The sequence below is a fragment of the Cryptosporangium aurantiacum genome, from assembly GCF_900143005.1.
Classification (GTDB): domain Bacteria; phylum Actinomycetota; class Actinomycetes; order Mycobacteriales; family Cryptosporangiaceae; genus Cryptosporangium; species Cryptosporangium aurantiacum.
Window position 1 is genome coordinate 480,805 of sequence record NZ_FRCS01000004.1, and the last position, 21,253, is coordinate 502,057.

18 protein-coding genes are annotated in these 21,253 nt (G+C 70.8%); 8 read left to right on the top strand and 10 right to left on the bottom strand.

Annotation, left to right across the window (positions count from 1 at the left end):
* Positions 1 to 27: 27 nt before the first annotated feature.
* The 3 genes from BUB75_RS16620 to BUB75_RS16630 are packed head-to-tail and all read right to left on the bottom strand — an operon-like array spanning position 28 to position 3,280.
* Positions 28 to 918, bottom strand: a complete 891-nt coding sequence (locus tag BUB75_RS16620) for a carbohydrate ABC transporter permease (protein ID WP_073258067.1) — start codon at positions 916 to 918, stop codon at positions 28 to 30.
* Positions 915 to 1,931, bottom strand: a complete 1,017-nt coding sequence (locus BUB75_RS16625) for a carbohydrate ABC transporter permease (protein WP_073258069.1) — start codon at positions 1,929 to 1,931, stop codon at positions 915 to 917. The genes BUB75_RS16620 and BUB75_RS16625 overlap by 4 nt, the downstream gene beginning before the upstream one ends.
* Complete coding sequence (locus BUB75_RS16630; protein WP_073258070.1) at positions 1,889 to 3,280, bottom strand: ABC transporter substrate-binding protein; 1,392 nt, start codon at positions 3,278 to 3,280, stop codon at positions 1,889 to 1,891. Before BUB75_RS16630 ends, BUB75_RS16625 begins: the two co-directional genes overlap by 43 nt.
* A 389-nt stretch (positions 3,281 to 3,669) precedes the next feature.
* Here BUB75_RS16630 and BUB75_RS16635 point away from each other — a divergent pair, with 389 nt between their 5' ends.
* The 4 genes from BUB75_RS16635 to BUB75_RS16650 are packed head-to-tail and all read left to right on the top strand — an operon-like array spanning position 3,670 to position 7,949.
* Positions 3,670 to 6,570, top strand: coding sequence for a sensor histidine kinase (locus BUB75_RS16635; protein WP_073258072.1), 2,901 nt, complete (start codon positions 3,670 to 3,672; stop codon positions 6,568 to 6,570).
* Positions 6,567 to 6,998 (top strand): roadblock/LC7 domain-containing protein, encoded by a 432-nt coding sequence (locus BUB75_RS16640; protein WP_073258074.1) that lies wholly within the window; start codon positions 6,567 to 6,569, stop codon positions 6,996 to 6,998. Before BUB75_RS16635 ends, BUB75_RS16640 begins: the two co-directional genes overlap by 4 nt.
* A complete protein-coding gene (locus BUB75_RS16645; protein ID WP_073258076.1) occupies positions 6,995 to 7,369 on the top strand; it encodes a DUF742 domain-containing protein in 375 nt (124 codons plus the stop codon). Before BUB75_RS16640 ends, BUB75_RS16645 begins: the two co-directional genes overlap by 4 nt.
* Entirely contained in the window at positions 7,350 to 7,949 is a 600-nt protein-coding gene (locus BUB75_RS16650; RefSeq protein WP_073258078.1) for a GTP-binding protein, read from the top strand. Before BUB75_RS16645 ends, BUB75_RS16650 begins: the two co-directional genes overlap by 20 nt.
* A 33-nt stretch (positions 7,950 to 7,982) precedes the next feature.
* Here the strand turns inward: BUB75_RS16650 and BUB75_RS16655 are convergent, their stop codons facing one another.
* Positions 7,983 to 9,173 (bottom strand): geranylgeranyl reductase family protein, encoded by a 1,191-nt coding sequence (locus BUB75_RS16655; protein ID WP_073258080.1) that lies wholly within the window; start codon positions 9,171 to 9,173, stop codon positions 7,983 to 7,985.
* Positions 9,174 to 9,360: 187 nt separating this feature from the next.
* On the opposite strand from BUB75_RS16655, the gene BUB75_RS16660 reads away from it, so the two are divergent.
* On the top strand, positions 9,361 to 9,678 hold the full coding sequence (locus BUB75_RS16660) for a DUF3040 domain-containing protein (RefSeq protein WP_073258082.1): 318 nt from the start codon (positions 9,361 to 9,363) through the stop codon (positions 9,676 to 9,678).
* A 251-nt stretch (positions 9,679 to 9,929) separates the two neighbouring features.
* A complete protein-coding gene (locus BUB75_RS16665; RefSeq protein WP_073258084.1) occupies positions 9,930 to 10,985 on the top strand; it encodes a coiled-coil domain-containing protein in 1,056 nt (351 codons plus the stop codon).
* On the opposite strand, the gene BUB75_RS16670 is transcribed toward BUB75_RS16665, so the two are convergent.
* The 5 genes from BUB75_RS16670 to BUB75_RS16690 all read right to left on the bottom strand — a co-directional run bounded on the left by BUB75_RS16670 (position 10,974) and on the right by BUB75_RS16690 (position 18,252).
* Positions 10,974 to 13,082: a putative bifunctional diguanylate cyclase/phosphodiesterase gene (locus BUB75_RS16670; RefSeq protein WP_218617562.1), complete on the bottom strand. Its 2,109-nt coding sequence runs from the start codon at positions 13,080 to 13,082 to the stop codon at positions 10,974 to 10,976. The two genes, BUB75_RS16665 and BUB75_RS16670, sit on opposite strands and share 12 nt — an antisense overlap.
* Positions 13,079 to 13,879, bottom strand: a complete 801-nt coding sequence (locus BUB75_RS16675) for an SAM-dependent methyltransferase (protein WP_073258088.1) — start codon at positions 13,877 to 13,879, stop codon at positions 13,079 to 13,081. Before BUB75_RS16675 ends, BUB75_RS16670 begins: the two co-directional genes overlap by 4 nt.
* A gap of 85 nt (positions 13,880 to 13,964) precedes the next feature.
* Positions 13,965 to 15,137: a carboxylate-amine ligase gene (locus BUB75_RS16680; RefSeq protein ID WP_073258090.1), complete on the bottom strand. Its 1,173-nt coding sequence runs from the start codon at positions 15,135 to 15,137 to the stop codon at positions 13,965 to 13,967.
* Entirely contained in the window at positions 15,134 to 16,810 is a 1,677-nt protein-coding gene (locus BUB75_RS16685) for an alpha-amylase family protein (protein ID WP_073258092.1), read from the bottom strand. The genes BUB75_RS16680 and BUB75_RS16685 overlap by 4 nt, the downstream gene beginning before the upstream one ends.
* Before the next feature lie 167 nt (positions 16,811 to 16,977).
* Positions 16,978 to 18,252, bottom strand: a complete 1,275-nt coding sequence (locus tag BUB75_RS16690; RefSeq protein WP_073258094.1) for an acetyl-CoA C-acetyltransferase — start codon at positions 18,250 to 18,252, stop codon at positions 16,978 to 16,980.
* Between the two features lie 99 nt (positions 18,253 to 18,351).
* On the opposite strand from BUB75_RS16690, the gene BUB75_RS16695 reads away from it, so the two are divergent.
* Complete coding sequence (locus BUB75_RS16695; protein WP_073258095.1) at positions 18,352 to 19,698, top strand: 3-oxoacyl-ACP reductase; 1,347 nt, start codon at positions 18,352 to 18,354, stop codon at positions 19,696 to 19,698.
* Entirely contained in the window at positions 19,698 to 20,609 is a 912-nt protein-coding gene (locus tag BUB75_RS16700; protein WP_073258096.1) for a MaoC family dehydratase, read from the top strand. Before BUB75_RS16695 ends, BUB75_RS16700 begins: the two co-directional genes overlap by 1 nt.
* Here BUB75_RS16700 and BUB75_RS16705 read toward each other — a convergent pair.
* Positions 20,557 to 21,159 (bottom strand): TetR/AcrR family transcriptional regulator, encoded by a 603-nt coding sequence (locus tag BUB75_RS16705; RefSeq protein WP_084741395.1) that lies wholly within the window; start codon positions 21,157 to 21,159, stop codon positions 20,557 to 20,559. The two genes, BUB75_RS16700 and BUB75_RS16705, sit on opposite strands and share 53 nt — an antisense overlap.
* Positions 21,160 to 21,253 lie beyond the last annotated feature (94 nt).

The following is a 21,253-nucleotide window of genomic DNA, read 5'->3' on the forward strand; positions in this document are numbered from 1 at the left end:
TGCCCTAAGACACTGAGAATGTTTGTCTCACCCCTTCTCGGCGCCCCCCGTGAGGCCCTCCACCAGCAGCCGCTCCCCGGCGAAGAACAGCGCGACGATCGGCGCGGTCAGCAGCACCGAACCCGCCATCAGCACGGTGGTCGGGATCTCGATCGTTCCGGCCAGCTGGGACAGTCCCAGCGACACCGTCCAGCGATCGCGCCGCTCGACCAGGAACAGCAACGCGAACAGGTACTCGTTCCACGCGATCATGAAGACGTAGAGCGCGGTCGCCGCCAGCGCCGGCCGGGAGAGCGGCAGACTCACCCGCCAGATGACTCCGAGCCGCCCGTTGCCGTCGATCTGGGCGGCCTCCTCCAGGCTCACCGGGATCGTGTCGAAGTAGTTGCGCAGCATGTACAGCGTCACCGGGACGGTCTGGGCGACGTACACGAACACCAGCGCGAACAGCGAACCTCGCAGCTCGAGCCGGCTAAGGACGACGAACAGCGGAATCGCCAGCACGATCGCCGGGAACAGGTAGACGGCCAAGAACAGCGCGTCGACCTGTCGCCGGCCGAAGAACCGCAGGCGGGTCACCGCGTAGGCGCCCGGGATCGACACGGCCAGCGTGACGATGACGGTCGCGACCGCAACCGCGGAGCTCACCAGAATCAGGCGGACGAACCCCTGGCCGCCGTCGTCGACCGACTTCAGCACCTCGGTGTACGCACCGACCGCGATCTCACCGGGGCCGACGACGATCGATCCGGGCGAGAGCTGGACGTCCTGGATCAACCGGATGGAGAGCAGCACCATGTAGTAGAACGGGAAAGCGCTCACGAGCGTCAGCACGACGATCGTCACCCAGCGCAAGACGCCGAACACGACGTTCTCGACCCGGTCGCGGTCCCAGGTGGTTTGCCCCGCGGTGCTCACGACTGCCTCCCCGGACCGGCGATCCGCAGGTAGATCAGGACGAAGACAGCCAGCGCCGCCGCGAGCACCAGCGCCTCCGCAGACGCAGCCCCGATGTCACCGCGGCTGGTCAGGAAGTCGTACACGCGCACGCTCACGACCTCGGTGCCGGACCCGCCGCCGGTGAGCAGGTAGACGTCGTCGAACTTCGTGAACGTGAGGACGAAGCGCAGCACGGTGAGCACCGCGATCGTCGGCAGCAGCTGCGGCAGGATCACATGGCGGAACCGCTGCGTCGGGGTGGCGCCGTCGACCAGCGACGCCTCCTCCAGCTCAGCGGGGAGCGCCTGCATCCGGGCCAGCAGGAACAGGAACGCGAACGGGAAGTACCGCCAACCCTCGAACACGATGACCGTGAGCAGCGCGGTCGGTACGTCCAGGCCCCACAGGCTCCCGGAGATCTCGTTGAGGAAGTCGACCGGGCGGTCCCACCCCAGGAACCGAGTGCCCCAGGCGTTCAAGACGCCGTACTCCGGGTTGAGCATCGTCTGCCAGACGAACGTCGCCCCCACCACCGGCGCGATGTACGGCAGCAGGAACGACGCGCGGACGAACGTCCGGCCGCGGAACGGACGGCGGACCGCCAGCGCGGCGACCAGCCCGACGCCGATCGACAGCGCGACGCCGCCGACCGTGTAGATGATCGTCGTCCAGAGCGTGTCCCAGAACCCGGGGCTGCCGAAGACCCGCTCCAGGTTCCGCAGCGTGAACGGCCCGGTCATGCCGCGACGCTGCAGGTCGATCACCCGGACGCGCTGGAACGCCAGGACGATCGTCCACAGGATCGGCGCGACGACCACGACCAGCACGATCACGAGCGTGGGCGTGAGCAGCCCCCACCCGGCTCGTGCCTCGGTGCGCTGCAGCGGCGTACGCCGACGTGGTGGTTTCGGTGTCTCCTCGGATTCCGGGGCGTCCAGGGTCGCCCGGCTCACTCGAGCCCCTCCTTGATGTCCTGGACCTGCTCCTGGCATTGCTTGGCCGCACCGGCCGGATCGACCTGGCCGCTGGTCATCGCGTTGACCGCCTTGGCCACCGGCAGCTCACCCAGGGTGGCGCCGACGAGACGACCCTCTCCTTGTTCGATGCCCCAGCGTCCGAACGTGTCGACGGAGGAGACCAGCTGGTCGACGAGCGCCGCCGGGTAAACGGTGTCGAGCGGAGCCTTCTTGTCGACGCCTGCGGGCAGCTTGCGCCAGGCGTCGACATAGGCGTTCTGGTTCGAGGAGTCACCGGTGCGGACCGGCACCTTGCCCTCCGGGGCCTGGGCGAGCCAGCGGGTGTACCCGTCGCCCATCATGAACTCGACGAACTTCTTCGCGTTCTCGGTCTGGGCGTCCGCGCCGATCGCCCACGAGACGATCTCGCCGAACTGCGCGGGCTTCGCACCGTCCGGGCCTTTGATCGCGGTGACGACGCCGGTGTTCTTCGCGAGGTAGGTCGGGTCGGCCTTGCACTGCGGGCAGTTCGGCAGCGCGTCGGCACGCAGGCCGGCCAGCTCGTCGAGCAGGAACGACGACCAGATCACCATCGCCGCGCGCCCGGAGAAGTAGGTCGCGCGGGTGGAGTCGACGCTCTGCGCGCCCTTCACCGAGCTGGTCTTGATCAGGTTGTCGTAGAACTCGAACGCGCCGACGCACTTGTCGCTGTCGATCGCGACCTTGCCGCCGTCCTCGACCAGCTCGCAGTCGTTGCCGAGCGCGAGGTGCTCGAAGGTCTGCGCGGTGAAGCCGTCGTTAGCGACCGTGGCAGCCGTGATGCCCACCTGCCCGCCGGTCGTGAGCTTCTTCGCCGCGGCCGTGATCGCGTCGTAGGTCTCCGGCGCGGTGAGTCCGGCCTTCTGGAACAGGTCGGTGCGGTAGAAGAGCAGCTGCGCCCAGGCGTCGCTGGGGACGCCGAGCACCTTGTCGCCGTCCTTCGTGAGCGTGAGCGCCCGCTGGTTGAACGTGTCGGTGCCGAGCGAATTCAGCACGTCGCCTGCCGACCCGGTGTCGAGCAGCTCGTTCGCGTTCAGCGACCACAGCGCGGTGAGCGGCAGAGCGCCCATCACGTCGGGGAGGTCACCGCTGGCGGCCGCGGCGGTGACCAGCTTCGTGAACTGGTTCTCGTCGACACCGACGTACTTCACCTCGATGCCGGTGCTCTTCGTGAACTCGGCGATCACTTTCTGGGTCGCGGCCACCCGGTCGGCCTGGTTCTCCAGGCTCCAGACGGTCAGTGTGCCGTCACCGCCGTCCGACGATCCGTCGTCCGAACAACCGGCTAGCACCGTCGCGCAGAGCAACGCGGCGAGAAGTGTGGCTATCCAACCGGGTCGGGTCATCGGAGACTCCTTCCGGGCAGCGAAGCAGCTGTTGAGGCGGCTGAGTGTCCACACAGAATCCCATCGATCGTTGGATTACTGGCGAGTAGCTCAGATTGCGTCGAAAGCGGTTAAGTGGTGCGTCTAAGAGCGAGCCCGGTCGAGACCACACCAGTGTCCGAAAACGCACCTCCCGTCACCCCCGCCCCACAGGCCTTGACAGTCTTGATTGGAACAGTTCTTGTCGCCTCAACCGTCACGCTGCTAGCGTCCGGCCGCAGGACCGTTCCGGGTCGGTCCTGCTATCGACGCACGGCACGGCGCACGCTCCCGGTGCCGACCCGGGCAGCCCATCCCGTGGCCCCCCGAACGGCGGGGAGACCGGTCAGTACCCGTCCGTGCGAGGTGCGATGAAGTCCCGCAGCCGGTCCGTCCTGGCGAAGCTGATCTCCCTCCTCGCGCTGCCGCTGATCTCGCTGGTGGTGCTCTGGGGTATCGCCGCGAGCACGTCGATCGGGCCCGGCATCGATTTGTTGCGGGTCAACGACGAGGCGAGCGACGTCGTCACCCCGCTCCAGGACCTCGGCCGCGAACTCCGGGCCGAACGGCTGGAGTCGGTGATCGTCGTGGCGTCGCCCGAGCGGAGCACCGAACCGTTACGCGAACAGCGCGAGCGCACCGACCGCGCGCTGGCCCGGTTCCGCGACCGGGCGGTCAACGACGCCAGCACCGACGAGGTCCGCACGCGAATCGACGCGTTCCTCGACCGGCTCGAGAACCTCGACGAGCGGCGCGCGGCCATCGACCAGCGCGCGATCTCCCGCCTCGGCGTCGTGGACTACTACACCGGCGCCCTGGACGTGACGCTCCCGATCGTCTTCGCGATCCCGCACCTGCCGGTCACCGCGTACGCGCTCCGGGCGAACGCCACCCTCGAGATCAACACCGCGATGGAGATCCAGAGCCAGGAGATGGCGGTGCTCGCCGGCGCCGCCGTCGCCGGACGGTTCGAGGGCGAGGAGTACACCAGGGCGGTCGAGCTGATCGGCGCCCAGCGACGCTTCTACACCGACGGCGTCCCCCAGCTCGACCCCGCCGACCAGGACGCCTACCAGGTCGTGACCGAGGGCGCGACCGCGCGCCTGATGGCCGGCATGGAGGACGCGGTGCTGCGGTCGGGCGGCGAAGGAACACCGCCGCCGATCGACGCGGACGACTGGATCAGCGGCTCCCGGGCGCTGTCCGCGCAGCTGACCGACTACAGCATCGACGTCAGCGAGCGGCTCTTCGACGACTTCCTGCCGACCGCGACCTGGGTCCTGGTCCGGGTGGCCATCGCCGGTCTGCTCGGCCTGATCGCGGTGATCGTGTCGATCATCGTCTCGATCCGGATCGGACGCTCGCTGGTGCGGGAGCTGGTCGGCGTCCAGCGGTCGGCGCTGAGCCTGGCCACCTACGAGCTGCCCGCGGTCGTGCGCCGCCTCCGAGCGGGCGAGAACGTCGACGTCAACGCCGAGGTGCAGCCGATGACCGGCTTCACGATCCGCGAGGTCGAGGGCGTCGCGAAGGCGATGGACGCCGCGCGGTCCACGGCCGTCGAGGTGGCGGTGGAGGAGGCTCAGCTGCGGCGGGGCGTCCGCGAGGTGTTCCTCAACCTGGCCAGGCGGAGCCAGGCGCTGGTGCACCGCCAGCTGACGTTGCTCGACACGATGGAGCGGCGGGAGAAGGACCCGGACGAGCTCAACGACCTGTTCCAGCTCGACCACCTCGCGACCCGGATGCGGCGGCACGCCGAGGACCTCATCGTCCTCTCCGGTGCGGCGCCCGGCCGTGGCTGGCGCAACCCGGTCCCGCTGATCGACGTCATGCGGGGCGCGGTCGCCGAGGTCGAGGACTACGCGCGGGTGCGGGTGGTGGGCGCCACCCGGGCGTCGCTGGCCGGCCGCGGCGTCAGCGACGTCATCCACTTGCTGGCCGAGCTGATCGAGAACGCGACGTCGTTCTCGCCGCCGCACACCACCGTGCACGTGTCCGGTGAGCTGGTGCCCGCCGGGTTCGCGATCGAGATCGAGGACCGCGGGCTGGGCATGCCCGCCGAGCAGCTGACCGAGGTGAACGCCCGGCTGGCGGACCCGCCGGAGTTCGACCTGCTCCGCAGCGAGCGGCTCGGCCTGTTCGTCGTCGGGCAGCTGGCGCGGCGGCACGACATCAAGGTCGTGCTGCGCGGTTCCCCGTTCGGTGGTACGACGGCGATCGTCCTGCTGCCCGCGGCGATGGTGGTCTCGCAGGAGAAGCTCGAGGTCCGGCGCCCGCCCGCGGTGGGGCCGGAGGACGAGGCGACCACGCTTCCGGCCGTTCCGGCCGGAAGCCCGCGAGTGCTGAGCATCGCGCCCGACCTGCCCGCTTCAGACACGTCGGACGCTGCGGTCGAGGCGATCTCGGTGCTGAACGGAGGTCCGGCGAGCGGTACCGCCGAGCAGGGCACCTGGCAGCCGGTGACCGCCGCCGACGACGACTACATCCTCCGGGCCGCCGAGCAGCTCCGCGCGTCGGCCTCGGAGTCGTCGTTGCCGTCCGCGCCGGCCACGGAGCCGTTGCCGCCGGCGCCGGCGCTACCGCCTGTACCGCCGGCGGAGCCGGTGCCGCCGGTGTCCGCGCCGCCGCTCGCGCGGCGTGATCCCGGCGCCGGGTGGGAGCACCTATCCAGCCAGGGCCCGGATCCGCTCCCCCGCCGGGAGCGTCGCCGGCCGGAGCCGGCCGAACCCGCGTCGAACGCCGAGTGGGACGACGTCCGGCCGCGCGGTGTCGCACGGCCACCGCTGGCCAGCCGCGGCGCGCCCGCCGAGTCGTCCGCCGAGCCACCCGCGGAGCCCCCGGCCGATGCACTCGCGGCGCCTTCGCTCGCGGCGCCTTTGCTCGGGGGGCCGGTGCGGGTTGCCGACGCCGGTCCGGCGGCGGTCACTCCCGGTGGTCTACCCCGCCGAGTCCGGCAGGCGAACCTGGCCTCGCAGCTCCGCGACGGCTCGGGAATCCCGGAGGCGCCGATCGAACCGGCCTCCATGCGGTCCCCGGAGGAGATCCGCTCGGTGATGGCCTCCTACCAGCGCGGCTCCGTGCTGGGACGAACCGACGCCGCACGTACGATCGACACCGCAGCACCTGCTCCCTCGCCTGTAGACAGTTCCGGGCCGGGCGCAGACGACAGCACATCCGGCCACGGTGGAGAGTCCTGGCCTCACGAAGAGTCACGAACCGACGAAGTACCCGCCGGTAGTGGGTCGAACACCGGCACGCGGGAGGGCGAACGATGACACAGACGGCGAGAGCCACCGGGGAACTCAACTGGCTGCTGGACGACCTGGTCGACCGGGTGCCACACGCCAAGCAAGCCGTGCTGTTGTCCTCCGACGGCCTGCTGATCGGCGGATCGCGCGGCCTGAGCCGGGAGGACGGCGAGCACCTCGCCGCCGTCGCTTCGGGCTTCCAGAGCCTCGCGCGCGGAGCCGGCCGGTACTTCGGCGGCGGCGCCGTCCGTCAAACCATCATCGAGATGGAACAGGCGTTCCTGTTCGTCACCGCGGCCGGTCGTGGCGCGTGCCTGGCGGTCCTGGGCGACGCCGAGTCGGACGTGGGCCTGATCGCGTACGAGATGGCGATGCTCGTGACCCGCGTCGGCACGTACCTGTCCACCTCGCCGCGGTCGGCGACGCAGAGCCAGGGTAAGGGTGACCAGATGTGAGACTCGGTCCGGGCGGTACGTGGTACGACCACGAGGCGGGGCCGGTCGTCCGGCCCTACGCGATGACCCGGGGGCGCACCCGTCCGGTGCAAGACCTGGACGTCGTCGCCCTGATCCTGAGTGTTCAGGACGCCGTCCCGGTGGGGGCCGGTTTCGAGCCGGAGCACACCGACATCCTCCAGGCAGCGCGGCGGCCGATCTCGATCGCCGAGCTGGCCGCCCACCTCGACCTCCCGCTCGGCGTCGTGCGGGTCCTCATCGACGATCTGGTCGGTGCGGGCTGCGTCGTCGTCCGGCCGGCCCCGACCACGGCCGAGCTGCAGAATCGCCGACTGTTGGAGGCGGTGATCGATGGACTTCGGGCGATCTGAGCAGCCGGGCGGGATCGAGGTCCCGCTCGCGATCAAGATCCTGGTGGCCGGTGGCTTCGGCGCCGGGAAGACCACGATGGTGGGGGCGCTGAGCGAGATTCCGCCGCTCTCCACCGAAGAGGTACTCAGCGACATCGGGATCGGCGTGGACGACGTCGCGGCGTCGGACCGCAAGGAGACGACGACCGTCGCGATGGACTTCGGGCGGATCACGCTCAAGGACGACCTGGTCGTCTACTTGTTCGGGACGCCAGGCCAGGACCGGTTCTGGTTCCTCTGGGACGAGTTGGCGAGCGGCGCGCTCGGGGCCGTCGTGCTGGCCGACACCCGGCGGCTGACCGACTGCTTCCCGTCGATCGACTACTTCGAACGCAACGGGACGCCGTTCATCGTCGCGGTGAACTGCTTCCACAACGTGCAGGCGCACACGATCGCTGACATCGCGGCGGCGCTGGACCTGGACCCCGGCGTGCCGGTCGTGCTGTGCGACGCCCGCGACCGCCTCTCCAGCCGAGACGCGCTGGTCCGCCTGGTCCAACACGTGCTCCGCCTCGCCACCCCCGAGCCGGCGACCCGCTGAGGCAGATTGCATTCGCGCGGCCTCTGGCCCGTCCTAATGCAATCGGTTCGGGCGGCCGGTGAGCGTGCGCAGGATCAAGCGCACGGAGCGGTGTCTGGTGAGGCGGTCGAGGTTCGTCTCACCGGTGACCAGCCGGCGGAAGATACGCCAGGCGGGCGGTGCGCCCGCGATCGCCGCGTGGAACGCGCCGGGGCGTCGGCTGAACGCGTCGTAGAACTTTCGGCCGGCCCGCATCTCGGCGCCGAACTCCCCCTCGATCGCGGCCGCGTACGCCGCGGTCGCCGCGGGCAGGTTCGCTGCGTCGGCGCGGGCGACCTCCACCGCCGACGCGCCGGCTAACGCGCCGGACCGGAGCGCGTACGAGATTCCCTCTCGCGTCCAGGGCTCGAGCAGTCCGGCCGCGTCACCGGCGACCAGGACCCGATCGCGGAACACCGGTGAGTCCTCGGCCCGGCACCGGGTCAGGTGCCCGGACGACCGCAGCTCAGGGACGCCGGACAAGCCGAGGTGGTCGACGAACGACGCCAGGTACTCACGCGTGGCCGCGCCGTCGCCTCGCGCCGCGATCACGCCGACGGTCAGCGCGTCCCCCTTCGGGAACACCCAGCCGTACGAACCGGGCAGCGGCCCCCAGTCGATCAGGATCCGCCCCGCCCAGTCCCCGGCGGTCGCGTCCGGCCAGGCGAACTCGGTCTCCAGCCCGAGATCGACCTGGTCGAGCTGCACCCCCACGTAGGTGCCGGTCCGGCCCGACGTGCCGTCGGCGCCGACCACGGCTTTCGTCGTGATCTCCCCGGCGGAGGTGCGAATGCTCATCACCGCACCGTCGGCGGTGCGCGAGAGCCCGTTGACGGTGACGCCATCCTGCAGCTTCGCCCCGGCGTCCACCGCGGCGGCAGTCAGTGCCGCGTCGAGTTCGTCGCGGTAGACGAGGTGCACGAACGGCGAGCGGGCGCGCCAGGTGCGGCCGAGCCGGCCGTTCAACGTGAACGTGAACCGGTCGATGCGGTCGCGGACCGGCGCGGCGAAGCCCGCCGGGAGCGCCGCGCGGGACAGGCCGACCAGGCCGCCGCCGCACGTCTTGTACCGGGGCAGCACGCCGCGCTCCAGCAGCAGCACCCGGCAGCCCGCCTCGGCCGCGACCCGGGCTGCGGTGGCGCCGGCCGGCCCGGCGCCGATCACCGCGACGTCGCAGTCGGTCTCCGGGCCGGGGTGCGCTGTCATGGCGCCACCGTACCGGCCCGGCCCGGTCCCTAAGAGCGGGTGAGGACGAGCCTAAAAACGGCCCTGCGGACGCCCGGGCGGGGCTGCGGCAGAGGACAGTCGAGCCTCATCTCGTTTCGACCACGGGGATCCGGGCCATTTTCTGGTCAGCACATCGGCCGGCACGCGGCCTGGAAGGAGCACCACGGTGCTGAGCAGCGAGGAACGTCGACAGTTGTCGGCGATCGAGGCGTGGATCGCGGCTGACGACCCGGCGTTCGCAGCCGGTCTGGCGGCCGGCCGCCCGCGTCCGCCGCGGCGGGACCGCCGGTGGCCGCTGCAGATGGTGGTAGCGCTCGCTACCGGGCTCGCGATGTTCTCTCTGGTGGCCGGTCAGCCGGTCGGGCTGATGCTCGGGAGCGTGCTCGCGTGCGCGGCCGCGGTGGCCGACCAGCTACGCGCGCGGCGCAGGCACGGCACGCCAGGGGTGAGCCGTCGCGTTAACCGCGGCGCCGCGGATGCTTAAGACTCATTCAATTCACTCTCCGTGACACTGGACGTACCAGGCGCAGCGCTACCACCCTCGCCTCGGTTCTCCGCACCGCTACCAGCGGTTTTGTCAGAGTTCTCTAGGTCGCCGCGCCTCACCGGCCTCATCCACAGCCTGGGCAGCACCCTCGGAACACCCAACTGCCTTCGGTACAGTTCCGGCGGATCTTCAGCCATCAACGCCGATCCCCGTTCGATGCGACGGCCACTCTCGGGAGGACACGCACAGTGACGCTCGCGGCTCGGCGGCGATTCCTCGTGATCGCCGTGACGATCTTCGCTGTGCTTTGGGCGGGGCTAGCGGCTTTACCGCAGTCAGCGCTCGCCGAACCGACGCCCGGGGCGTCGGAGGCACCGGGCGGCGGCGGTGTCGGCGACGACGAGGGCGGCACCGCGGCGCTCCGCAAGAAGCTCGACGAGGCCGCCAGCGGCTACAACAACGCCAAGGCGAAGGTCGCCGCCTCGAAGAAGCGGCAGAAGGCGCTGGTCGGCCAGATCGCCACCACCGAGAAGAGGCTCGCGACGCTCACCGCCGACGCCCAGCGCCTCGGCGCCGAGGCGTACAAGGGCGGCATGCCCGACCCGCTCACTGTGCTGGCGAACTCCGCCTCGGCTGACGAGCTGATGGATCGCGCATCGTACGTCGACACGATCTCGCGGCAGACGAACTCGACGCTGCGCGAGCTGCGCGACACCCAGCAGAAGCTCGCGAGCCAGCGCGCGCAGGTCGACCGGGAGCTGAAGACCCAGCAGGCGCAAGAGAAGACGATGGCCAAGCGCCGCGCGCAGGCCGAGGAGGCGCTGGTCGAGGCCGGCGGCGGTAACAACTCGGCCGGCTTCCTGAGCGGCACGTCCGCCGCCGCGCAGCCCGCGGCCCGCAACTCCGACGGCAGCTGGCCGACCGAGAGCTGCAGCATCGACGACCCGACGTCCGGCGGCTGCCTGACGCCCCGCATGCTGCACACGTACAACCAGGCCCGGAACGACGGCTTCACCCGCTACACGCACTGCTTCCGGCAGGCGTCGTTCGGTGAGCACCCGAAGGGGCGTGCGTGCGACTTCGCGGCTGACAGCGGCGGCTTCGGTGGTACGGCTACGGGCGACTCGAAGTCGTACGGTGACCGGCTCGCGGCGTGGGGTGTCGACAACGCCGACCGGCTCGGCGTGCTCTACGTGATCTGGTTCCGGCAGATCTGGTTACCCGGTAGCGGCTGGAAGTCCTACAGCGGTGACGGGACGCCGTCCGGCGACCACACCAACCACGTGCACATCTCAGTCCAGTAGCTTCCGCACCTCGTCGGCGGGCATCGGGATACCGAACAGCCAGCCCTGGCCCAGGTGGCACCCGATCTCGCGGAGCCGCTCGACCTGGGTGCCGGTCTCGATGCCCTCCGCGGTGACGGTCAGCCGCAGCGTCCGCGCCAACGACACCAGCGTCGCGACGATCTGCGCGTCGACGTCGGTATCCGGCTCGAGCCCCGGCAACGGTTGGAGCCCCGCGACGAACAGCGACGCCAGCTTGAGGCTCTGCACCGGCAGCGAGCGCAGGTACGCCAGGTTGGAGTAGCCGGTGCCGAAGTCGTCGATCGCGATCCGGCAGCCGAGTTCGGCCAGCGCGTGCAGCGTTTCGATCGGGGCGGGCCCCATCAGCGCGCTCTCGGTGAGCTCCAGCTGGAGCCGCTCCGGCGGGAGGCCGGTCTGCTCCAGCACCGCGCGGACCTCGTCGACCAGCGCCGGATCCGCGGCTTGACGGGCCGCCACGTTCACGCTGATGAACGGCGGGTGCTCGGTGAGAGCGGCCCACGACTGCGCCTCCCGGCACGCCTGCTCCAGCACCCACCGGCCCAGCGGGACGATCAGCCCGGTGTCCTCGGCGATCGTGATGAAGTCGTCCGGGCGCATCGGGCCGAGCTGCGGGTGACGCCACCGCACCAGCGCCTCCAGCCCGTGCATCGTGCCGTCCGCCAGCCCGGTGATCGGCTGGTACTCGAGGTAGAACTCGCCGCGCTCCAGGCCGCCCGGCATCGCTGCGGAGATCGCGTACCGGGCGACCTCGGCTTCGCTACGGCTCGGGTCGAACAGCGCCCACCGGTTCCGGCCGTCGGCCTTGGCCCAGTACAGCGTGGCGTCCGCCTGGCTCATCAGCTCAGCGCGGTCGGTCTCGGCGATCGGCCGCTCGACGATGCCGATGCTGGCCGACACCGTGAGCAGGTGTTCGCCGATCCGGCACGGCGCCGACAGCTCGGCCAGCAGCTTCTCGGCCAGCGCCGTCACCTCGCCCTGGCCGCCCGACCGCTCGACCAGGACGACGAACTCGTCACCGCCCATCCGCGCGACCAGATGCCCGCTGCCGCTCACGCCGCGGTCGAGCCGGCCGGCGATCGTGACCAGCAGCCGATCGCCGACGTCGTGGCCCAGCGTGTCGTTGATGACCTTGAACCCGTCGAGGTCGATGAACAGGATGCCGAGCCGGGCCTCGTCGTCGGCGTCCGCGAACGCCTGGTCCATCCACTCGGAGAGCATGGCCCGGTTCGGCAGGCCGGTCAGCGGGTCGTGCATCGCCTGGTAGCGCAGCGTCGTCTGGAGCCGGTGCAGGTCGGTCACGTCCTCCCCGACCGCGACGACGTACCCGGGCTCGCCGTCCTCCCCCGGGACCATCGACACCGTGAGCAGGCCCCAGATCGCCTCGCCGTCCCGCCGGACGAACCGCTTCTCGACCCGGACGTGTTCGCGGCCGCCCTCGGCGAGCGCGCGGTACACCTCGGCCGCCACGTCCGCGACGTCGTCCGGGTGCACCAGGCTGAGTACCGAGCGGCCGCGCAGCTCGTCCGCCGAGTACCCGAGCATCGCCGAGAGCGCGGGGTTGACGTCGAGCAGCGCGCCCTGGACGTCGCCGATACCGATCGCGACCGCGGCGCCGCTGAAGACCGCCCGGAAGCGGGCGTCGCTGGCCCGCAGCGCCTGCTCGGTGCGGGTCCGCGCGAGCAGGTCGGCGCGGCGGATCGACTCCTGCTCCTCGAGCGTGACGCCGCGCAGCGCGCGGGTGTACCCGGCCGCGAACGCGCCGATGATCGTCCAGACCGCGGTGCGGGTCCGCGTCTCACGGTCGAGTTCGGCGGCGAGCATCGCGATCGAGCGCTGCAGGGCGTCGACGCCGGTGAAGTGGGCGCCGACGAGCGCGGCACCGGCCCGCTCGGCGGTCGCGGTGTCGGGTGGATCGGCGCGGACGGCGGTGCGGAGGCCGTCGACGAGGTCCTGCAGCAGCTGGGCCAGCTGGGCGTCGCCAACCGTCACGTAGCTGGTGTCGCCGATCGCCGCGGCCCAGCGCAAAGCGACGGTACTCGTGGGATCCGGCGTGCCGGTGTCCCGGAAGGTGGTCACCGCACGCGCCCGACGCCGGCGTACGTCGCCGTGCGCTCCGGTGGTGTCCCGGACGGCAGCGTGCCCGGCTCGGGACGCCAGAGCGGCACGAACACCACGCCGGGCTCGACGATCTCGAACCCGTCGAAGAGCCGCTCGACCGCTGCCCGGTCGCGGGACACCAGCGGGTTCGCGCTGCGGGAGTAGAGCGCCTCCATCGCGCGTCCGCGCTCGCCCTGCTCGTCGGCGGTGCCGTGGGAGATCGCGAGGAAGCTGCCGGGCACCACCGCGTCCCGGTACCGGGCCACCACACCGGCCGGGTCCGCGGATTCGGGCACGAAGTGCAGCAGCGCCACCATCAGGACGCCGACCGGCCGGGTGAAGTCGAGGTGGCTCCGGGCATGGCCGAGGACGGCGTCCGCGTCGGTGATGTCGGCCTGGACGACCGTCGCGGCGTCTACCTGCTCCAGAATGGACTGACTGTGCGCGACGGCGACCGGGTCGTTGTCGACATAGACCACGCGGGCGTCCGGCGCTTCACGCAACGCAACCTCATGCACATTCCCCACAGTGGGAATTCCAGATCCGAGGTCGAGGAATTGCCGGACGCCTTGCGAGATCATGTACCGCACTGCGCGACGCAAAAAGGCCCGATTAGCGCGCATGTTCGCCGGTAATTCCGGGAGAATGCGAATGGCCTGCTCAGCCATCGCGCGATCCACCGCGAAATTGTGAGATCCACCGAGGTAGTAGTCGTAGACCCTGGCTGCGCTGGGACGTTCGGGCTCAACATCCTCGTGCTGTTCCACGCGGCCCACCTTACCGACCACATCGGTCAGTTGACCGAGGAATTGGCACGCGTCGCACAAGCCTCAGTGCGCTGGCTACACCCCGCTGATATCTCTACGAATCGTCGACCCCCGCCCGGGTCTCCGCGATGAGAAGCGTAGCGACGTCACTGAGCGTGCCACGACGCCGCAGAGCCTCCCGCTGCCGGTCGGCGGAGGTGCCCCGCGCCAGCAGGTCGGCGAGCAGCACCCGCACCTCGTCGGCGTCACCGTTCGTCTCCAGTGCGGGCCCGACGTGGTCGACCAGCAGGCGGACCGCCTCGATCGCGGGTACCGCTTCCCCGCCGAGCGGGCTGAGCAGGTCACCGCTGAGCCCAGACCGAGAAGCCCGCCAGTTCGCCGCACGCAACAGCTCCGGACGTGCGGTCACCGGCGTGACCCCGCGCTGCAACTCGTCCGCCGCGGTCACCACCAGCGCACGCCCCAGGGCGGTGAGCAGCACGACGTCGTCCACCCGCGGGCACCCGTCGGTGATGCGGAGCTCGACGGTGGGGTACCGCGCGGAGGGCCGGGCGTCGAAGTAGACCATCCCCGGATCGGAGATGATCCCGCTCTCGACGAGCGTCCGGACCGTCTCGTCGTACTCGTCGGCGGAGCGGAAGCCGTGCACCGGGCCCGCGGTCGGCCAGCGGGACCAGATGATCGTCCGATAGGACGAGTACCCGGTGTCGGTGTCCGCGAAGAACGGCGAGCTGGCCGACATCGCGAGCAACACCGGCAGCCACGGCTGCACCTGGCCGACGATCGCCACCGCCAGATCGCGGTCGGGGACGCCGACCTGGACCTGGAACGCGCAGACCGCCTGCTCCCGGACGAGCTGCTGGTACTCGGCCGCCATCTGCCGGTACCGCTCCTTCGGGAACACGCCCATCGAGCGGAGGCCGGACGCCGGCACCGTGCCCGCGGTGGCGACCGCGACGTCGTGCTCGGACGCCGCCTTGATCAGCGCGCGCCTGCTGGCGATGACCTCGGTCCGGACCTCGGCCAGCGACCGGCAGACCGGCGTCGCGGTCTCGATCGCCGAGCGCAGCAGCTCGGCCTCCGGGTCGTGGTCGCCCTGCGGGTGCGCCAGCAGCGTGAGCGCCTCGGGGACGAGATCCCCGGTGGCCGGGTCGAGGACGTGGAACTCCTCCTCGACGCCGATCGTGGCGCCGACCCGGTTGGGCGCGGTATCTCCGAACTCGTCCGAGGTGGCGGGCCGTGCGACTCGTGCGGTGTCACCGATCATGCGAGACCGCCACGGGTCGCCTGTCCGCCGGTGCGGCGTCCGGTGCTGTCGCGGAGCCGGATCCAGCGATACCCGTAGCCCGCGAGAGGAATCTTGCTCAACGTGTTGTCCACCGGCGGGTAGTTCCTGTCTGCGAGTAGTTCGTACGGATCGTCACTGCTTTTCCCCAACTCCGACAAATCAACCGTGACGTCTTCGTCGGCGAGGTTGTGGAGGAAGACCATCGCGCCGCGTTCCGGCTGGTCCGCCTGGTGCACGAGGACGTGACGCGGCATCGGCACGTCGACGACGCTGCACCCGCCGAGCCCCACCTCGGGGCACTGGCGCAGCGTCCGGATCATGCGTTCGAACCAGCTGAGCAGCGAGCCCGGATCCTGCTGCTGGGTCACCACGTTGAGACGCTCGTAGCCGAACTCGCCGCCGGAGACCGCGGGACGCACGAGCTCGTCGCCGTGGGAGAAGCCGCCGTTCCGGCCGGGCGTCCACTGCATCGGCGTGCGGATCGCGTCGCGGCCGTTCAGCGACAGGTCCTCGCCCATGCCGATCTCCTCGCCGTAGCGGATCACCGGGGTGCCGCGTAACGAGAACTGCAGGGCGTACGCCAGCTCCAGCCGACGCCGGTCGTTGCCGAGCATCGGGGCCAGCCGGCGCCGGATGCCCCGGTCGTAGAGCTGCATCTCCTTGTCCGGGCCGAACTCCGCGAAGACGTCCGCGCGCTGCTCGGAGGTGAGTTTGGAGAGGTCGACCTCGTCGTGGTTGCGCAGGAACGTCGCCCACTGCGCGGATTCGGGGAGCCGCGGGGTGTCGCGCAACGCGTCGATCACCGGCTCGGCGTCGCCGCGGGCCAGCGCGAGCATCAACCGGGCGTTGAGCGTGAAGTCGAACAGCATGTTCAGCCGGTTGGCGCTTCCGCCGGAGTCGCCGAAGTACTCCGGCAGCTCCTCCGCGCCGACGTTCGCCTCGGCCAGGATCACCGAGTCGCCGCGCCGCCACTGCAGGTGGGCACGGAGGTCGGTGAGGAACTCGAAGTCCTTCGGCGAGTTCGCGGTCGCTTCGATGACGAACGGCGCCGCGTCCATCCGGAAACCGGCGACGCCGAGCTGGATCCAGAACGCCGCTATCCGCTTGATCTCGGCCCTGACCTCGGGGTTCGCGGTGTTGAGGTCGGGCATGAAGTCGTAGAAGCGGTGGTAGAACCAGGCCTTCGCGGTGCGGTCGTAGCTCCAGGTCTCCTGCTGTTCGCCGGGGAAGACCATGCCTTCGCGGCGGTCCTTCGGCTCGTCCTTCGACCAGACGTACCAGTCGCGGTAGGGGGAATCCTCCGAGCTCCGGGCGCTCTGGAACCACGGGTGCTGGTTCGAGGTGTGGTTCACGACCAGGTCGATGATCACCCGGATGCCTCGGTTACCGGCCTCGTGCAGCAGCTCGGCGAAGTCGCCGAGGGTGCCGAGGCGCGGGTCCACCGCGTAGAAGTCCGCGACGTCGTACCCGTCGTCGCGATTGGGCGTCGGGTGGATCGGGTTGAGCCACAGGCAGGTGACGCCGAGCCGAGCCAGGTAGTCGAGCCGGCTGGTCAGCCCGGGAAAGTCACCGATCCCGTCGCCGTTCGAGTCCTGGAACGTATCGACGTCACAGCAGTAGACAACCGCCTCGCGGTACCAGTGCTCAGGCATGCCCCGCTAGTGCCCCGCGAGTGCCCGCCTCAACCGAACCGCGCGCGAAGCGCGCGGTAGCTCTGACCTGGAGCCCGCTGAGGACGAGGCTGGCAGTCGAGCGCGAGGACTCCGCGACCTTGGCCTTGGCGTCTCAAGTCCTCGCGCTCGCCTGTCAGGCTCGCACGTCAGCGGGCCGCGCTCTCCAGGATTGCGGTGACGCCTAGGCCGCCGGCGGCGCAGATGGAGATGAGGGCCCGGCCCGACCCGCGTTCCGCCAGGAGCTTTGCCGCGGTGGCCACGATTCGGCCGCCGGTGGCTGCGAACGGGTGCCCGGCGGCGAGCGACGAGCCGTTCACGTTCAGCTTCGACCGGTCGATCGCGCCCAGCGGCGTGTCCAGACCGAGCTTCTCCTTGCAGAACGCCGGGTCCTCCCAGGCCTTCAGCGTCGCCAGCACCTGCGACGCGAACGCCTCGTGCACCTCGTAGAAGTCGAAGTCCTGCAGCGTCAGCCCGGCGCGAGCGAGCATCCGCGGCACCGCGTACGCCGGCGCCATCAGCAGGCCCTCGTCCCCGTGCACGAAGTCGACGGCCGCGGTCTCGCAGTGGCTGAAGTACGCCAGCACCGGAAGCCCGAGCGCCGCCGCCTTCTCCTCCGAAGCCAGCAGCACCGCCGACGCCCCGTCGGTCAGCGGCGTCGAGTTGCCCGCGGTCATCGTGTCGCCGAACACCGGCTTCAGCGTCGCGAGCTTCTCGACGGTGGAACCCGGCCGCAGATTTTGGTCCCGCGAAAGGCCCAGATACGGCGTGACCAGGTCGTCGAGGAAGCCCCGGTCGTAGGCGGCGGCCAGCCTCTGGTGGCTGGCCGCAGCCAACTCATCCTGGTCGGACCGGGAGATCTCCCAGGCCGCGGCGGTCAGCGCCGCGTGCTCGCCCATCGACATGCCGGTGCGCGGCTCGGCGTTGCGCGGGATCTCCGGGACCAGGAAGCCCGGCCGCAACCGTGGTAACAAGGCCAACCGCTGGGACGTGGACTTCGCCCGGTTGAACGTCAGCAGCAACTGCCGGAACTTCTCGTTGAGCACCAGCGGCGCGTCACTCGCGGTGTCGACCCCACCGGCGATGCCCCACTCGATCTGGCCCAGCGCGATCTTGTTCGCGACCAGGATCGCCGCCTCCAGGCCGGTGCCGCAGGCCTGCTGGATGTCGTAGGCAGGCGTCCGGGGGTCCAGCGCCGTCCCCAGCACGGTCTCCCTGGTCAGGTTGAAGTCGCGGCTGTGTTTGATCACCGCGCCGGCGACCACTTCGCCGAGCACCTGGCCAGCCAGGTCGTACCGGGCCACCAGCCCGTCCAGTGCGGCGGTGAGCATGTCCTGGTTGGACGCCCTGGCGTACGGGCCGAACTGGCGCGCGAACGGGATCCGATTTCCGCCGATGACCCCAACACGCCGTGGCTCTGCCATAACGGTGCTCCTTCCGTGTACCAACCGCTTGCCTCTACCTTACTCGTGAGTAGGCTTACCAATCAGTAAGATCAACCACAGCGAGGAAGCCCTTCACTCATGCGCGACCGCTACCAGCAGCTCGTCACGTCGTCCCCGGGCCGCTTCCTGGCCCGCCGAGTCGGCTTGCCCGAGCCGCCCGTTCTCCGCCGCCACCGGCCGGGTGACCCGGTCGCCGCCGGCCCGGTCGTGCTCGGCGCGGCTCCCGGGGGCCGGCTCGCCAAGTCGATCCGCCCGATCCTGGCCGCCGCGGAGATCTCCGTCCGCGAGCCGGGCCCGCGCGCCGAGGCCCGCCCGGACGGCGTCAAGCCGCACGCGCTGGTGTTCGACGCCACCGGCATCACCCGCAGCGAACAGCTCCGCGCGCTCTACGACTTCTTCTCCCCGCAGGTCCGCGCGGTCGCGCCGAACGGCCGGATCATCGTGCTCGGCACGCCGCCCGAGCACTGCGCCGACTTCCGCGAAGCCACCGCCCAGCGCGCCCTGGAGGGCTTTACGCGCTCGACCGGCAAGGAGGTGAAGCGCGGCGTCACCTCGCAGCTGGTCTACGTTGCGCCGGGGGCCGAGGACGGCGTCGAGTCGACGCTGCGATTCCTGCTCTCCGGCCGGTCGGCCTACGTCTCCGGTCAGGTGATCCGGATCGGGGGTGCGGACGTTCAGGCTCCGGACGACTGGCAGCGGCCACTCGCGGGCAAGGTCGCCGTCGTCACCGGCGCCGCCCGCGGCATCGGCGAGGCGATCGTCGAGGTGCTGTCCCGCGACGGCGCGCACGTGGTCTGCGTCGACGTCCCGTCCGCCGAGTCCGCGCTGACCGAGGTCGCCGCCCGGATCGGCGGCTCGACGCTCACGCTCGACGTCACCGCCGACGACGCCCCCCGAACGCTGGCCGAGCATCTCGTCGACGGCGTGGACATCGTCGTACACAACGCCGGTGTCACCCGCGACCGCACGCTCGGCCGCATGGACGCCCCCCGCTGGGACCTCGTGCTCGACGTCAACCTCAGCAGCGAGGAGCGCATCAACGACGTCCTGCTCGACCAGAACGTGCTGCGCACCGGCGGCCGGATCATCGCCACGTCCTCGATCGCCGGCATCGCGGGCAACATGGGACAGACCAACTACGCGACCAGCAAGGCCGGCGTGATCGGCATGGTGCAGTCGCTGGCGCCGACGCTGGCCTCCCGCGGCGGCACGATCAACGCGGTGGCGCCCGGCTTCATCGAGACCCGGATGACGGCCGCGGTGCCGCTGGTGATCCGCGAGGCCGGCCGCCGGATGAACAGCATGACCCAGGGCGGACGCCCGGTCGACGTCGCGGAGACCGTCGCCTGGTTCGCCTCCCCCGGCTCCGCCGGGGTCAACGGCAACGTGGTCCGCGTCTGCGGCCAGAGCCTGCTGGGCGCCTGATGACAACGAACGATGCGGACGCGACGCCGCGCGACGCCGCGGCCGAGGCGCCGCCGACACGCGTGCTCGATCGTGCTCCCAACCTCGCGATCCTCTACCCGAAGGCGCTGCTGAAACGCGGCGGTGGCAAGGAGCTCTCGGACACCCGGCTGGTCCAGCGCGATGTGCGCGTCGACCCAGAGCGGCTCGCCGAGTACGCCCGGGTCTGCGGGTTCGGGCTGGGCAGCACGCTGCCCGGCACCTACCCGCACGTGCTGGCGTTCCCGCTCGCGATCGCGCTGATGTCGGAGCCGGGCTTTCCGTTCCCGCTGCCCGGCATCGTCCACATCGCCAACACGATCACCCAGCTCCGCCCGATCGGCACCGGTGAGCCGCTGACGTTCACGGTCGGCGCACAGAACCTGCGGCCGCACCGGCGCGGACGTCAGTTCGACATCGTCACCGAGGCCCGCGTCGGCGACGAGCGTGTCTGGCACGGCACGGCCACCTACCTGCGGCGGGGCTCCGGGGACGAGACCGCCGCCGGCCCGGCGTCGGATGCGGTCGTCGTTCCACCGACCGCGGTGTGGCGCGTATCCGGCGGATGCGGGCGCGCCTACGGCGCGGCCTCCGGCGACCGGAACCCGATCCACCTCTATCCGCTCACCGCGAAGCTGTTCGGCTTCCCGCGCGCGATCGCGCATGGCATGTGGGTGAAGGCGCGCTGCCTGGCCGCGCTCGGCGGACGCCTGCCGGACGCGTACACGGTGGACGTGAGGTTCGGGAAGCCGGTGCTGCTGCCGGCCACCGTGGACTTCGGCGCGAAGGCGTCCGGCGGTGGCTGGGACCTGTCGGTGGCGTCGAAGGGACGCCCGCACCTCACGGGACGGGTGGCACCGGCGCCGGAGTCCGCCACACCTCACCCTGGATGAGGCTGCCGAGCCCCATCCAGAGCACGTTCATCAGCCGGGTGGCGGCGGTTCCCGGCTCCTCGGCCGGGTGGTCCAGCAGCCACTCGGCCATCGACTCGCCGGTTCCGACGAGCGCGTGGGCGAGCGCCAGCAACTCGTCGGGGCCGGGGTCGAGCGCGCCCGCCGAGCGGATCGCCCGCGCGAACAGGTCCGCGACGTTGCCGATGACCAGGCTGCGGATCGACGCGACCTCACCGGCGAACTCACCCTCACCGCGGGCCTGCCGGAACATCACCGCCCAGGCGTCACGATGCGCGCCGACGAAGTGGAAGAACGCCTGGACCGCGGCCCAGAGCTGCTGCTCTGCGGGCAGCTCGGGGTCGGCTGCCGCGCTGATCGCCTCGGTGAGCTGGGCACCGGCGCGACGGATGCAGGCGCTGAACAGCTCCCCTTTGGACCCCAGATAGAGGTAGACCATGGGCTTGGAGATCCCGGCACGCTCGGCGATCTCGTCCATCGAGGCGGCGTGAAAGCCCCGCTCGGAGAAGACGGCGGTGGCGGCGTCCAGCATCTGCTGCTCGCGCACACGCCGCGGAAGACGTCTGGAGGGGCCGGTCACGGTTGCAGCCTACCCATCTGGTCAGTAATCTACTCGCGAGTAAGCT

What these genes read in the sequence shown, in the direction of transcription:
- BUB75_RS16695 (WP_073258095.1), top strand. Translation starts at nt 18,352, where the DNA reads ATGCGCGACCGCTACCAGCAGCTCGTCACGTCGTCCCCGGGCCGCTTC.
- BUB75_RS16685 (WP_073258092.1), bottom strand. Translation starts at nt 16,810, where the DNA reads ATGCCTGAGCACTGGTACCGCGAGGCGGTTGTCTACTGCTGTGACGTC.
- BUB75_RS16640 (WP_073258074.1), top strand. Translation starts at nt 6,567, where the DNA reads ATGACACAGACGGCGAGAGCCACCGGGGAACTCAACTGGCTGCTGGAC.
- BUB75_RS16680 (WP_073258090.1), bottom strand. Translation starts at nt 15,137, where the DNA reads ATGATCGGTGACACCGCACGAGTCGCACGGCCCGCCACCTCGGACGAG.
- BUB75_RS16630 (WP_073258070.1), bottom strand. Translation starts at nt 3,280, where the DNA reads ATGACCCGACCCGGTTGGATAGCCACACTTCTCGCCGCGTTGCTCTGC.
- BUB75_RS16655 (WP_073258080.1), bottom strand. Translation starts at nt 9,173, where the DNA reads ATGACAGCGCACCCCGGCCCGGAGACCGACTGCGACGTCGCGGTGATC.
- BUB75_RS16635 (WP_073258072.1), top strand. Translation starts at nt 3,670, where the DNA reads ATGAAGTCCCGCAGCCGGTCCGTCCTGGCGAAGCTGATCTCCCTCCTC.
- BUB75_RS16690 (WP_073258094.1), bottom strand. Translation starts at nt 18,252, where the DNA reads ATGGCAGAGCCACGGCGTGTTGGGGTCATCGGCGGAAATCGGATCCCG.
- BUB75_RS16650 (WP_073258078.1), top strand. Translation starts at nt 7,350, where the DNA reads ATGGACTTCGGGCGATCTGAGCAGCCGGGCGGGATCGAGGTCCCGCTC.
- BUB75_RS16700 (WP_073258096.1), top strand. Translation starts at nt 19,698, where the DNA reads ATGACAACGAACGATGCGGACGCGACGCCGCGCGACGCCGCGGCCGAG.
- BUB75_RS16625 (WP_073258069.1), bottom strand. Translation starts at nt 1,931, where the DNA reads ATGCCAGGAGCAGGTCCAGGACATCAAGGAGGGGCTCGAGTGAGCCGG.
- BUB75_RS16705 (WP_084741395.1), bottom strand. Translation starts at nt 21,159, where the DNA reads ATGCTGGACGCCGCCACCGCCGTCTTCTCCGAGCGGGGCTTTCACGCC.